13 protein-coding genes are annotated in these 13,242 nt (G+C 47.7%); 4 read left to right on the forward strand and 9 right to left on the reverse strand.

From position 1 onward, the window contains the following. The first annotated feature begins 17 nt into the window (after nt 1-17). The gene (locus QUE64_RS04745; protein ID WP_286224781.1) at nt 18-737 is read left to right on the forward strand and encodes a GntR family transcriptional regulator; all 720 of its coding nucleotides are present in this window, start codon (nt 18-20) and stop codon (nt 735-737) included. Here QUE64_RS04745 and QUE64_RS04750 read toward each other — a convergent pair. From QUE64_RS04750 to QUE64_RS04760, 3 genes are read right to left on the reverse strand one after another with little or no spacing between them, the layout of a single operon-like run. Further along, nucleotides 734-1,690, reverse strand: a complete 957-nt coding sequence (locus tag QUE64_RS04750) for a dimethyl sulfoxide reductase anchor subunit family protein (RefSeq protein ID WP_286224782.1) — start codon at nt 1,688-1,690, stop codon at nt 734-736. The genes QUE64_RS04745 and QUE64_RS04750 overlap by 4 nt on opposite strands. Then, entirely contained in the window at nt 1,690-2,340 is a 651-nt protein-coding gene (locus tag QUE64_RS04755) for a 4Fe-4S dicluster domain-containing protein (RefSeq protein WP_286224679.1), read from the reverse strand. Before QUE64_RS04755 ends, QUE64_RS04750 begins: the two co-directional genes overlap by 1 nt. Continuing rightward, on the reverse strand, nt 2,333-5,245 hold the full coding sequence (locus QUE64_RS04760; RefSeq protein ID WP_286224783.1) for a molybdopterin oxidoreductase family protein: 2,913 nt from the start codon (nt 5,243-5,245) through the stop codon (nt 2,333-2,335). The genes QUE64_RS04755 and QUE64_RS04760 overlap by 8 nt, the downstream gene beginning before the upstream one ends. 421 nt (nt 5,246-5,666) lie before the next feature. Here QUE64_RS04760 and QUE64_RS04765 point away from each other — a divergent pair, with 421 nt between their 5' ends. Together QUE64_RS04765 and QUE64_RS04770 are read left to right on the forward strand one after the other, a co-directional pair. Then, nucleotides 5,667-6,242: an HNH endonuclease gene (locus tag QUE64_RS04765; protein WP_286224681.1), complete on the forward strand. Its 576-nt coding sequence runs from the start codon at nt 5,667-5,669 to the stop codon at nt 6,240-6,242. 35 nt (nt 6,243-6,277) lie between these two features. Continuing rightward, nucleotides 6,278-7,258 (forward strand): DUF3108 domain-containing protein, encoded by a 981-nt coding sequence (locus tag QUE64_RS04770; RefSeq protein ID WP_286224784.1) that lies wholly within the window; start codon nt 6,278-6,280, stop codon nt 7,256-7,258. Between the two features lie 3 nt (nt 7,259-7,261). On the opposite strand, the gene QUE64_RS04775 is transcribed toward QUE64_RS04770, so the two are convergent. From QUE64_RS04775 to mltG, 6 genes are read right to left on the reverse strand one after another with little or no spacing between them, the layout of a single operon-like run. Then, nucleotides 7,262-7,741 carry an ion channel gene (locus tag QUE64_RS04775; protein ID WP_286224785.1) on the reverse strand — a complete coding sequence of 160 codons (480 nt, stop codon included), beginning with the start codon at nt 7,739-7,741 and terminating at the stop codon, nt 7,262-7,264. Between the two features lie 57 nt (nt 7,742-7,798). After that, nucleotides 7,799-8,512, reverse strand: coding sequence for an ankyrin repeat domain-containing protein (locus QUE64_RS04780; protein ID WP_286224786.1), 714 nt, complete (start codon nt 8,510-8,512; stop codon nt 7,799-7,801). Further along, on the reverse strand, nt 8,509-9,297 hold the full coding sequence (locus tag QUE64_RS04785) for a TatD family hydrolase (RefSeq protein ID WP_286224787.1): 789 nt from the start codon (nt 9,295-9,297) through the stop codon (nt 8,509-8,511). The genes QUE64_RS04780 and QUE64_RS04785 overlap by 4 nt, the downstream gene beginning before the upstream one ends. 11 nt (nt 9,298-9,308) lie before the next feature. Next, nucleotides 9,309-10,448, reverse strand: a complete 1,140-nt coding sequence (locus tag QUE64_RS04790) for a DNA polymerase III subunit delta' (protein ID WP_286224788.1) — start codon at nt 10,446-10,448, stop codon at nt 9,309-9,311. 53 nt (nt 10,449-10,501) lie between these two features. Beyond that, nucleotides 10,502-11,137 carry a dTMP kinase gene (tmk, locus tag QUE64_RS04795; RefSeq protein WP_286224789.1) on the reverse strand — a complete coding sequence of 212 codons (636 nt, stop codon included), beginning with the start codon at nt 11,135-11,137 and terminating at the stop codon, nt 10,502-10,504. Nucleotides 11,138-11,140: 3 nt separating this feature from the next. Next, on the reverse strand, nt 11,141-12,208 hold the full coding sequence (gene mltG, locus QUE64_RS04800; RefSeq protein ID WP_286226170.1) for an endolytic transglycosylase MltG: 1,068 nt from the start codon (nt 12,206-12,208) through the stop codon (nt 11,141-11,143). A gap of 100 nt (nt 12,209-12,308) precedes the next feature. On the opposite strand from mltG, the gene ygfZ reads away from it, so the two are divergent. After that, on the forward strand, nt 12,309-13,241 hold the full coding sequence (gene ygfZ / locus QUE64_RS04805) for a CAF17-like 4Fe-4S cluster assembly/insertion protein YgfZ (RefSeq protein WP_286224790.1): 933 nt from the start codon (nt 12,309-12,311) through the stop codon (nt 13,239-13,241). Nucleotide 13,242: the final 1 nt, after the last annotated feature.

Consider the following 13,242-nt stretch of genomic DNA (forward strand, 5'->3'; position numbering starts at 1 on the left):
GACTGGCCCGGATTGGTATGAAAGCAATTACTGCGTATCAAGAAGTAAAACAGAAGATCACGGGCGATATCGTCCGTGGTCGTTACTTTATGGGCGAGGCCCTGCCTGCTGAAAAGGAGTTGGCAAAAGAGCTGAAGGTATCAATTGGCACTCTCCGCAAAGCAGTGGATGAGCTTGTATCAGAAGGTATTGTGATTCGACGGCAAGGGAAGGGCACCTTTATTGCCGAGCATGACGAACAGCGCTTGTTGTATTACTTCTTTCATGTGATTAAGCATGACGCTGACCACAAAAAATATCCAACGGTTGAATTAGTCTCGTTCCAAAGTGCAAGCGCAAATAGCGAAGAAGCAAAAAAGCTTCAACTAAAAGAGGGTTCGCCAGTATGGCGGATTGTCAATCGCCTCTCACTAGATGGTCAATGCGTCATCGTCGATCGCCTTACGCTCAGCAAAGAGCGATTTCCAACCTTGACTCGAAGTGCTTTTCAGCATCGTGAGGGCAGTATTTATCAGTTGTATCAGGCCCAATATGGACAAGTGGTTGCGCGAACCAGTGAGCGATTACGAGCCGGTGCAGCAAGTAAACAAGATGCTGAATGGCTTCACTTAAAGGTTGGTGACCCCGTAATTGTGATTCGTCGTCTAGCGATTGGAATGCAAGACGAGCCGATTGAGTGGCGAGTCTCAACCCTAAATACCCAGCATTACGAGTACTTCAGCGAACTAGGGACTTAAGCAATACGCTGGTAATACAGATTTTGTGGGTGGTTGGATTCAGCAAAAAATAGCCAGCGCTCTGCCATTAGACCAAGCAGATGCACTAAAAACGCTACGATAATTAAATTTAAGCTAGCTTGACTTGCCGCAAATACCAGTAGGGTAACTGGAAGCAGATAAGCCCCAAAAAATGCCAGCTTGCGAACATTGGCGACAAAGAAATTGGATTGCTGATGAAAAAACTCACGCGTATTAAAACTACCACCCATCATTCCCATCGAAATTTGTCGAACGGGGCCTTGCTGGATTCCGGTCGCCGACTGCAAGGTTGATTTTGGCTTAAGGCTGCGATTTCGTTTCCAGATCCAGAGTTTCAGAGTGAGCGATAGCAACAGTAAGAATCCGGTAAAACCAGTCACACCAGCAATGTTTTGAGAGGTGACGATAGCTTGTTCAGGTAGCCATGCTGACCAAATGGTAAATAGGGTCATTAGCAAAAACCATCCTGAAGCAAACCCAAGTGCAATGAAATTAACCATGGTCATCGGATGGGCCCACTCTTGAATAAACCGAATGCATTGGTAAATCATGGCAGTGCACACCCACAGAAGAACTGCAAAAATACCGAGTAACATCCACAGCCAATTGGGAATCGAACCCATTTGCCAGGAGTAAATATAGGCTAGAACTGTGAGGGCGATGAAACTTGGTAATACCAACACCTCACGCGAGAGCCAGGAAGTTCTCCACATCAAAATGGCGCGCCATGCACGCTCTGGATGCCCCAGATGAAAAAATGAGGCGAGTAATCCACCAGCCAATAGCAATAGCACGATTGGAAAAGCCAGGTAGTTCATGAAGTGACTGGGCAATGGATCACCTGCTAGATGCAAAACGAGAAGGCTCATCACCATACCCTGAGCCATACCGGCCATACCGGTAAAGAAGATGAGTGAGAAAGCGGGATGCATTAGTTTTCTGCCTTTACAGCCGCAATGGTTTCAGTAATCGAGCGGGGCAAGTAGTGATTGGCTGGTTGGGTCTGCCATTCAGGCATTAAACCGTATCCACCTCGTTGGGCAATCGCCTTACTGGCATCTGACTCTGGATCATGTACATCACCAAAGATCCGAGCGCTGGTTGGACAAGCTAAAACGCAAGCTGGCTTACGCTCTGACTCTGGTAGGGTCTCGCTATAGATGCGATCGACACATAAGGTGCATTTGGTCATCACCTGCCGGTCCTCATCGAGCTCACGAGCTCCATACGGGCAAGCCCAAGCACAATACTTACAACCGATGCACTTGTCATAATCAACCAGCACAATGCCATCTTCTTTGCGCTTATAGCTAGCTCCGGTTGGGCAAACGGGCACGCATGGTGGATCCTCACAATGTAAACAGGATTTCGGGAAATGCACGGTCTCCATTTTTGGAAATACACCAGCCTCAAACGTTTGGACCCGATTAAAAAAGGTGCCGCTGGGATGAGCGCCGTAAGGATCTTGATCGGTCATCGGGCCAGCTGATCCCTGCGTATTCCATTCTTTGCATGAGGTAACGCATGCATGGCAGCCCACGCACACATTTAAATCAATTACGAGTGCTAACTGTTTACTCATTCGGCTTCTTAATTTCGTACGATGATAGTTTGAGCATGCCAGGAACTTCTTTGGCTTGTGCCGCTGGCCAAGTATCTAGATTTTCACTTGATCCAGCAGGGGATATCTTGACGCGCACATCGTACCATCCCGCTTGACCAGTAATCGGATCTGAATTGCTGACACGGAAGCTGCCCTCGCGTGTGCCCATGGGCAGCTCTTCGGTAATTAAATGATTAAGTAGGAAGCCCTTCTTAGACTCATCCGCATTAGGATCAAGATGCCATGCGGATTCTGCTTTACCAATGGCATTCCAAGTCCAAACAGTCCCAGTTTCAACAGCCTGGGTATGACGGGCCATGCAGCGTACTTTGCCCCATTGGGATTCCACCCAAATCCAAGCGCCGTCCTCAATACCATGATCAATGGCCGTAGCTGCATTAATAAACAGGAAGTTATGACTGTGGATTTGTCGTAACCAGGCATTTTGTGAGTCCCACGAGTGATACATCGCCATCGGCCGTTGCGTAATGGCGTTGATGGAGTACTCGTCTAAATTAGTAACCGCATCCTCCAAAGGTGGATACCAAAAGGGCAGCGGATCAAAAAATTGGATGATCCGTTCTTTGAGGTGATCCGGCGGTACGCGACCGGGGCGTTGGCCTTTGGCAGCCAGTCGAAACTGTTGAACGATATCTGAATACACCGCCAAAATAATCGGATCGTTCTTTTGCCGTAAGGCGTTGGCTTTGGCAAAGTCTAAATAGCCTTGGTTCCAGTTACGCATGTATTGATGTTCGGGGGGCATGCTGTAGTGAAAAACACAATTATTTTCTTGGTAGCGCTCCCATTGGTTGGGATTCGGTTCACCACGAATACTTTTATCACCATCCTTGCCGCGCCAACCCATTAAGAACCCAATACCTGAATCGGGTGCCGTCTGGAAGTTGGTAATGAAGTCGGGATAATCCTTGAACTTTCTTTGTCCATCCGCGGTTGTGAACGCAGGGAACTTTAAGCGGGAGGCAAGCTCAATTAAGACATCTTGAAAAGGTTTGCATTGTCCGGTCGGCGGCAAAACTGGGATACGTACTGAATCGCATGGCCCGTCAAATTCAGAGATAGGGCGATCCAACATACTCATTGCATCGTGGCGCTCAAGATAGGTCGTGTCAGGAAGCACGAGATCAGCAAAGGCCACCATCTCCGATTGAAATGCATCACAAATCACAAGAAATGGAATCTTGAACTGTCCATTTTCATCTTTAGCATTGAGATGCTGTCTAACTTCCATGGTGTTCATCGTGGAGTTCCATGACATATTGGCCATGAAAATCATTAAGGTATCAATCGAATAGGGATCGCCTTTGACAGCATTAGTAATAACGTTATGCATCAATCCATGAGCGGCTAAAGGGTGCTCCCAGGTATAAGCCTTGTCAATACGTAAAGGCTTACCATCCTGATCAAGTGCCAGATCTTCTGGGCGAGTTGGCCAACCAAGCGGTGCTTTTGCTAATGGCGTATTGGCTTGAATATCGTTTTCAGAAGAGGGCGGTTTGATGTTCGGAGGAATCTGGCGAGGGTAGGGGGCTTTATGACGAAACCCACCTGGACGATCAATGGTGCCGAGTAGAGTCATTAATACAGCTAAGGCACGCGTGGTTTGAAAGCCGTTGGAGTGTGCAGATAAGCCACGCATCGCATGAAATGCCACAGGCCGTCCGGTTACCGATGTATGCTGCTGACCAAAGGAATCGGTCCAAGCAATTGGTAATTCAAATGATTGCTTAAATGCGGTGTGCGCCATTTCCTTGGCCAGTAAGCGAATGCGTGCCGCTGGAATCGAGGTAATTTTCTCGGCCCACTCGGGCGTGCAAGTCTTAACTTGACGACGCAATAATTCAAATGCAGGGGCAACCCGCTTGCCCTGATGGGGGCCGGGACCCATGACATACTCGCCTGATAGGGCAGGGTCAACATCATTTGCAAAACAGGCTTTTGCAGCATTGCTTTTGATGTCCCAAATGTATTTGTTATGAGGAATGTCGGTATTAATTGGATCCGACTCAGGATCAAATAAAAATAATCCTTCTTCAGGACCCGCATCAAGACAAACCAACTGCGATGAGTTGGTATACCGCTTTAAGAATGGATGATCGACTTGATTGGATGCAATTAACTCATGCATCAAAGCCATGAATAGCGCGCCATCAGTACCCGGTTTAATTGGAATCCATTCATCGGCGATCGCTGAATAACCAGTTCGTACGGGATTAATTGAAATGAATCGCCCACCATTGCGCTTGAACTTCGACAACGCAATCTTCATTGGATTGCTATGATGATCCTCCGCAGTGCCAATCATCACAAATAATTTGGCTCGCTCTAAATCGGGACCGCCAAACTCCCAAAAGCTACCCCCAATGGTGTAAATCATGCCCGCGGCCATATTGACCGAACAAAAACCTCCGTGGGCTGCATAGTTAGGAGTGCCAAATTGACGAGCAAATAAGCCTGTAAGAGCTTGCATTTGATCGCGTCCAGTAAACAGTGCAAATTTTTTGGGATCGGTTTCTCGGATACCTCGTAAACGATCTTCCAAAATACTAAAGGCTCGTTCCCAAGAGATTTCTTCAAACTCCGATTGGCCGCGCTCTGAACCTGGCTTACGTAAGAGTGGCTTCGTGATCCGCGCAGGGGACTTCTGCTTCATGATGCCCGATGCACCCTTGGCACAAATGACCCCCTGATTCAGCGGATGATTTGGATTGCCATCAATATAGACCAGTTCGCCATCCCGCAAATGCGCTCGGATGCCACAGCGGCAAGCGCACATATAGCAGGTCGTGGTTTTTACCTCAGTCGCCGAGTTTTGCGAATGGATCGGATCGTGAACTGGTTGGGAGGATAGGAATTTGAACATGCAGCGACTTATAGTTATCTCTGAATTGTAGCGACATTTCAGTGAATTCACAGGTATTACAGCACCATTTGTTTTATAAATTCATGATTGAAATCAATGATTTGAAGATATTCTTGGATAGTTACCGTAAAGCTCATTTTATGAGCCTTTAATGAACCACAATGATCTCTCAAAACAAGGAGAGGGTCATGAAAAAACTATCGGAATGGATCGTTTGGTTGGTATTCGCAGAGCGTCCTGGGGAGTGGGGTCGTAAAGAATGGGTTTGTAAACGATTTGAGTAGAAACCAAGCTCTTTCCAGCAATTACTCATAAATCCTCTGGGGGCTTGAAAAACGTCATCTTTTTATAGGAAACTTAGACTATATTAAGAGTTATCAGGCGTGCCATGGCGCTAAGACCATGACAGAGAGGAGGAGTGGTGCTCAGCATTTTGAAGTTGGATGCGGGCGGTATCCCCCAGTGCTGGATAGATGCTGAGGATGCAACCCGACATTATGCGGATGACAGCGTTTCATGGACGCTGGGTGAACCTGTCGCCATCATGCGTGGTGGCATCTCTCGTTTAACCGGCCAACAATCGATCATTGAGCTGCACTCCATCATTGCTGTTAAGGGCTCTGCAAAAATAAATTTGTTTGATGTGGTTCCAGCCATCACGAAACGCAAGCTCTATCGACGTGACCGCGGCCTATGCGCCTATTGTGGCTGCCGAATCTCAGAGCACGATGCTGAAGCAGAGCATATTGTTCCCAACAGTAAAGGCGGTAGCTACACCTGGATGAACCTAGTTGTCTCATGCCGTCCTTGCAATCAACGCAAAGGTAATCGTACGCCCGAGAGAGCGGGGATGAGCCTTCTCTACGCCCCTTATACGCCTAGTTTGTACGAAGATATGATTTTGAAGGGCAGAAATATTTTGGCAGATCAGATGGATTTTCTGGCTGCCAATCTGCCGAAGGATAGCCGCATCTTGCAAGACCCATTTTGGGTCTAATTGATTGCAGTAGCAATCGTTCGCTGAGTCTTTTTATGAATGGTTTGCGCTTACTCAAACCGCGTACGATTGTGCTGTTTGCAATCACCATATCGGTATTGGTCCATCTTTACATATTTGTTGGGTTTCCCAGTTTTTTATTCTCTAAGGCGGCTCCATTAGAAGATGTGACCGTCGCCGAGCTGCGTGTCGAACCTGTTAAAAAAGTTCAGTTAAGTAAGCCACCCGCACCTGAGCCAAGCGTGCGGGATCAAAGCTCAAATGCAGTGGGCGATGGGGCGGTCATTGAGTCCGGTGGCGGGAACGGTACAGGGCAAGTGGAGCAAGAAGGTCAGGCTTTTCGAGTTCCCGATCCTGGTATTTATTACTACGATGCCTATCTCGATGGCCAATACTTGCAAACGGCTTCAATCGAGTGGCAATTTGATCCAAAACTTGGCTATCGATTATTCATCAATATTCCCTATGCATTTGTTGGGCCATTTATCTTTGAATCCCGAGGAAAGATTGATGCCTACGGATTGGCCCCTGATTTTTATGTGGAGCACCTTGGGAGCCGGCCAGCACGATTTACCCGATTTGATCGCGATGAAAAGGGGGGAGGGAAGTTATTCTTCTCTCAAAAGCCAGATCAATTAAAAGATATTCCACCTGGCACCCAAGATCGTTTCAGTCTCATGATGCAGCTTGCATCACTACTAGCGGGCAATGATCAGATTGATGAAAAAGGTACCGTGCGAGAAGTTCCAATTGCTAATTTGGATACAGTGGAGACCTGGCGCTTTCAAAGCCAAGGTGAAGAATTATCGGATGCAGTATCGACTCTAGGACCCACGGTCCTGCGGCACTACAAGCGCTTACCTGTCAAGGAGATGGACCACAAGCGCAGAAATGACATATGGTTAGTGAAAGATTTTGGCTGGATACCGGGTAGGGTGCGCCTGGAAAATGAAAAGGGTCGAACCTTTGAACTATTTCTAAAGCAAGTCGACCCAATTGCAGATTTGCCCAAGTAAAACTTATTTGACTGTTTTCTTGCGGATAATCTGACCAATCATATTAAAGAGGACCGCCCCAGACATCGAGGCAGCAAATATTCCGCTAAAGGCAACAACGATGGGTAAGATTTTCCAGTTATCTGGTAGCGGAAAGCTTCCATAACCGACCGTGGTATACATCTCGCCAGCAAAGTAAAAGGCGTTGGTATCGACCTCAAAAATCTTCAGTGCAATTAGTGCGTAGGACCACACCACAATATCGACCAAATGGGTCATTAACACCAGGCCAACAGCAATCATATAAAACGGGATCGATAACCAAAAAATGTTTCGGTTGTCTGCCCAGTCAATCAACACTTGGTAGATCTTGCCAATCAATAGGATTAGTAGCGCATGGGCAACCAACATACCAATGGCCGTCATAAATACAACGGTTAGCTGGTCTGGGAAGCTTTCACCAACTTGCTGCGCAAGAGTAAAGAAGTTTGGAAGGGATGACATCGCTATTGAATGCTATATGTTATTTGACATAATAATGATTATACGCAAATATGATATCTAGCCCTTAGGCTGGGATTCCACGGCTACAGGCTTTGGACCCCCCTCATATTTGGTTTTATAGAGCTTTTCCCAACGCGAACGCAGACCTCTCGATATCTCTTCTTGATTGAATAAATCTGCAACATCAATGGCACTAAAGCCTTGGTGATTGCGGATTTGCAAATCGGCGCCACGATCAAGCAATAGTCTTACTAGCTGAATATTCCCAGATCGCACAGCCATCATCAGTGGCGATGTATCACTATCAGACAAGGCGTTTACCTGAGCACCTTTATCCAACAGAAACTCCGCAACTTGCAAATGACCGTTAGTACAGGCGTAATGCAGTGGCGTCCAACCCGATTTATTAATCGTAGCGGCCCGCTTATCGACCAGGGTCTTAACCTCAGGTAGCAGCCCATAAAGCGAAGCCATCATCAGAACGTTTTCACCCGAGAGGTTCGGTTGGTCGACATCCAAATTCTTAAGAGTAAGAAGGTAATCGAGGGTGGTACGCGAGTTCTCTCGCACTGCGTAAACCGAGATCGGATTGCCACCGCGAACGAGCAAATTGGGGCTTACGCCGTCTTGTAGGAGCCTTTTCACTTGCGCAAGGTCGTCAAATTGGACAGCGCGCGCCATTCGATCGGTCTGCTCTTGAGATTGGGCAATAGCAAAACCTGAGATAAAGCTTAGGGCGGTAAGAGCAATAAAACTGCGACGTAGCATCATGAATAACTTCTATTTAATTGAAAACATTGAAAAAAATTATCTGTAGTTTGCTTGGCAATACGTTCAACTGGTTCACCACGCAATTGAGCAATATAGCTCGCCACATGCGCTACCCAGGCAGGCTCATTGGTTTGGCCGCGGTGCGGTACGGGAGCCAAATAGGGTGAATCGGTCTCAATGAGCAATCGGTCTAAAGGCAAGGCCTTACAGGTTGCCTGAAGATCCTTGGCATTCTTGAAGGTCACGATTCCAGAAAACGAGATATAAAAACCAAGTTCAATTGCTGCCTTGGCCACTTCATAAGACTCTGTGAAGCAATGCATCACACCACCAATCGCATCAGCGCCCTCCTCTCGCATGATTCGCAAGGTATCTTCTGAGGCCGAACGCGTATGGATAATCAAAGGCTTTTTGGCAAATAAGGCAGCGCGAATATGAGTCCGAAAGCGTTCGCGCTGCCACTCCATTGAGTCATAGGATCGATCACCCATTCGGTAGTAATCAAGCCCGGTCTCACCAATCGCAATGACTTTATCGTCTTTGGCTTCCTCAACTAAAAACTCAAGCGTTGGCTCGGGGGTTTCCTCGTAATCCGGGTGAACGCCAACCGAAGCAAATAAATTTGGATAAGTGTGGGCGAGTTGCTTCACCTTGGGAAAATCTGGAATGTCTACGGAGATGCAAAGCGCATGACTCACATTGGCGCGCATCATATTCCCCAAAACCTCGGGAAGGCGATCTTGGTATTCTGGGAAGTCGAGATGACAGTGCGAATCAATAAACATAACAACTAATTTTAGTCTGCAAAGAGCTGTTGATATTGCAAGAGCATCGATTCCATTTGAACCCGTGTGGACAAGGGGTGATTCTCGTGACGACGAGCGAGCGTTAGGGTTGACCACAATCGCTGAGCTTTTGCCAATTGCAGTTGGGACGCTAGTTGCCCGATGAGTTGGGCATGCCGGCGGTAGTAGCGCACCTCCCCTAACTGGCGAGATAATTGCAAATCAAACAGCCAGCGTTGCATACACATTAATAAAGCGGAATACGGGGCTTTTTGAACCTTCTCTGCGCATTCCAAGTAAGCAATCTGAGGCCCTTTGCTTAAAGCCTCTAACAACACTCTCGTGGCATGGATGGCAAGACCAATGCCATCCTTATCATCGCCGAGATGCCTTACCAAAATCTGATCCTTTGCGCTTAGCGGTGCACCCGCATGCTCATCGATCGTAGCTTCCAGTTCCTCGGTTCGAACCGTATCCGTTAGTAATAATTTCAGCTCAGATTGCAACCAATCAAGCGCCAGCTCCCGACTTGGTTTTGGTAAGGCAATCAGTTGGCAACGTGACCGTATGGTTGGTAGCACTCGATCAATGCGGTCGCTCACCAGAATAAAAATTGTGTCGGGATTGGGCTCCTCCAATGATTTGAGCAAGGTGTTGGATGCATCCTCTCGCAAACTTTCTAAGGGATAAATCAAAATGATGCGTTTGCCACCCCGGTGCGAACCAATATTGATGCCCCCAAGCGCCCCTCTCACCTCATCAATTTTGATGAAAGCACTCTCTTTCTTTCCATCGCTATCGTCTTGGTTCTCAGAGGCTGCAGGGTCGATTTTTGGGCTTCCTTCCAGTTCAGCTTGGACCAAGCGCCCTTTTAAGCTTTGCGGTAGTAAAGCAATAAAGTCTGGATGATTTCCAGTATCAAACCAACGGCATGCCTCGCAAGAATTGCAAGGCTTATGCCCTGTTGAGAACAAATCAGCCTCACACAGCAGTGCCTTAGAAAGCCAGCGGGCAAAATCAAATTTACCGATGCCCGGCTGCCCATGAAACAAAATTGCCTGGGGGGTTGCCTCCAAATTGAATGCTTTACCAAGCGCATCAAACCATGGCAATAGCTTCACTGATTCATGATGAATATTTTCTATTGGCATGGATTTTAGAAAAAACCTATCATGAAATTATTCATATAAATCAGTAATTTGCATCAGTAATTCAACTGAATTTCTGATAAATGCTTCCAGATCAGCTCTTGCGATTGCCGTGCATCAATCACCATAAAGCGGCCGGGATCGGCCTTAGCACGTCGCAAGTACTCATTGCGAACGTTCTCAAAAAAATGCAGATCCAAGCGTTCAAACTTATCGGGGGTTCTCGCCTTCGAGCGACGCTGCTCCGCAATCTCGCCAGGTAGGTCAAATAAGAGCGTGAGGTCCGGCTGTATCAATTCAGCCCCCCTCCCCTGCACCAGAGTCTCAAGTGTATTTAAGGTATCGAGACTTAAACCCCTTCCACCCCCCTGATACGCAAAGCTGGCATCGGTAAACCGGTCCGAGATCACAATCTTGCCAGCCTGTAAGGCGGGCTCAATAACCTGAGCTAGGTGCTCACGTCTAGCGGCAAACATGAGCAAGGCTTCAGTCTCAATATGCATCGGCTCTTGCAATAAAAGTTGCCTTAGTTTTTCACCCAAAGGGGTGCCGCCTGGCTCACGAGTAAGCACAACCTCATGATTGGGATAGCGCTGCCCTAAATGCTTGGCAAAGGCTTCAAGGTGAGTACTCTTCCCAGCACCATCGATGCCCTCGAAGCTAATAAAAAAACCGGGACGATTGATATCCATTGGTTACTTTACCGACTTGGTCGACGATTGGGCAGGCAAGCGCTGATAGCGATCAACCGCAGCCTCATGCTCTTTCAAGGATGGAGAAAAATGACTACTGCCATTGCCCTTGGCAACAAAATACAGTGCATTGGTGGGAGCGGGTTGCGCAGCGGCAATTAGCGATTCTTTGGAGGGTATTGCAATCGGGGTTGGAGGTAAGCCATAGCGCATATAGGTATTGTAGGGAGTATCGCGGCGTAAATCGGTTTTTCGGATATTGCCATCAAATCGTGGGCCGATTCCATAGATGACCGTTGGATCGGTTTGCAACATCATGCCCTTTCTGAGCCGATTATGAAATACCCCAGAAATTAATCCACGCTCAGACGCTTGGCCGGTTTCCTTCTCAATAATCGAGGCAAGGATCAGTAATTGATATGGGCTCTTTAAGACCTGATCATTAGGCTGGCCTTGCAGATAAAGATCCCATGCATTCGCTAATTGCTTTTGCATACCCACATAAGCACGTTGATAAATACTCGAATCTAAATCATCGGGATCAAATACATAGGTGTCTGGAAATAACCACCCTTCTGCACTCGGCTGCGTTAGCCCTAAGAGCTTAGCGAGCTGAGCATCACTGAGCGAATTCGTTTGATGAGTTAGTGCTGGGTGCGCATCAATTGCTGCCCGAACCTGCCATATGGTCATGCCAGGAATAAGCTTCACAACCTCCCGAACTCGATCGCCCCGAGCCATTTGCAGCAGTATGCTGCCCAAGCTCGCATTGGCCGGAAACTCATAAGTGCCGGGCTTTAATGATGAAGCGACTCCAAGGGATCGAGCGCCGATTTGGAAAACCAAAGCAGGAACCCTAATTCCCTGGTCTTGCAGCTGGCTTGCGATCTTTGAGACCCCGGATTTCGGTAACACCTTAAACCGCACGGCAGCATCTTCTACCTTGGCCTGGCTGGACAAAGCAGATTTGGGTGGCACCACCCCCCATGTGAATAAAGCAAGGTAATACAGGCAGGTAATACCGATGAGCGATAGAAACCCAAGACCCACTAATCGTTTACTCAGAGCCATGGTAAGCAATAGAAAATTAGATGACTTAGAAAGTTTTTGCACATAGCACTATGATAAAAGGCTAAAGAACTGACATGACCATCATCGATCAAGCAACGCTATGAACCCACCCACCATTTGCCGCTTACCAGACTGGGGCCTGATTCTGGTTGAGGGACCCGATGCAAGTTCATTTTTACAAGGTCAGTTAACGAATTCAGTGCTCGGGTTAACCACCACCCCCACCGGAGGAGTTGCTCATGGAAGTTCAGCCGTCCGATTGACTGGATATTGCACTGCCAAGGGTCGCTTACTCGCCTCTGCATGGATTAGTTTGCATTCATCCCAAACAGCAACACAATATGCATTATTTGTCTCGCGTGATCTTGCGTCGGCTTTTGCAAAACGACTGAGCATGTTCGTTTTGCGTTCCAAAGTTACGATTCGTGACGCAAGTGATGATTGGCTCGTATATGGCTCTCTTGAGACTATTGAGGGGCTTCTCCCTCGCCTTCCAGCCGATGCAATTGCCTTAGCGATGCAATCCCCCGGTGACACAAATCCTACAAAGCGGATTGTGTTTGCATCCCAAATGACAGTCGACGCCCAACTCAATTCAAGCGAGTGGAATGCAGCAGAAGTAGCCAGTGGCATTCCCCGAATTGTGGCGGCTACGCAGGACCAATTTGTTCCTCAAATGGTGAACCTGGAATCCGTGGGTGGGGTCGATTTCAAGAAAGGGTGCTACCCAGGCCAAGAAGTCGTTGCTCGCAGCCAATATCGAGGGGCGATTAAGCGTCGCCTCTATTTGGCTAAAGCACAAATTCCTTCTGAGTCCTGCCTGCCAGCAACCGAGATTTTTCATGAAGAGGATCCAGGCCAGCCGGCCGGAATGGTCGTGCTCTCAGCGCCTAATTCGAATAACCCTGATTGGATAGATCTTCAAATTGAATGCAAATCAGAACTTGCGCAAAGCGGCAAACTTCACCTTGGTGACGCTAGCGGCCCCAGTCTGGAGCTTGGAAAACTACCCTATTCCCTAGTTGAGATTTAAT

Source organism: Polynucleobacter sp. HIN7 (assembly GCF_030297595.1).
In the GTDB taxonomy this organism is placed as follows: domain Bacteria; phylum Pseudomonadota; class Gammaproteobacteria; order Burkholderiales; family Burkholderiaceae; genus Polynucleobacter.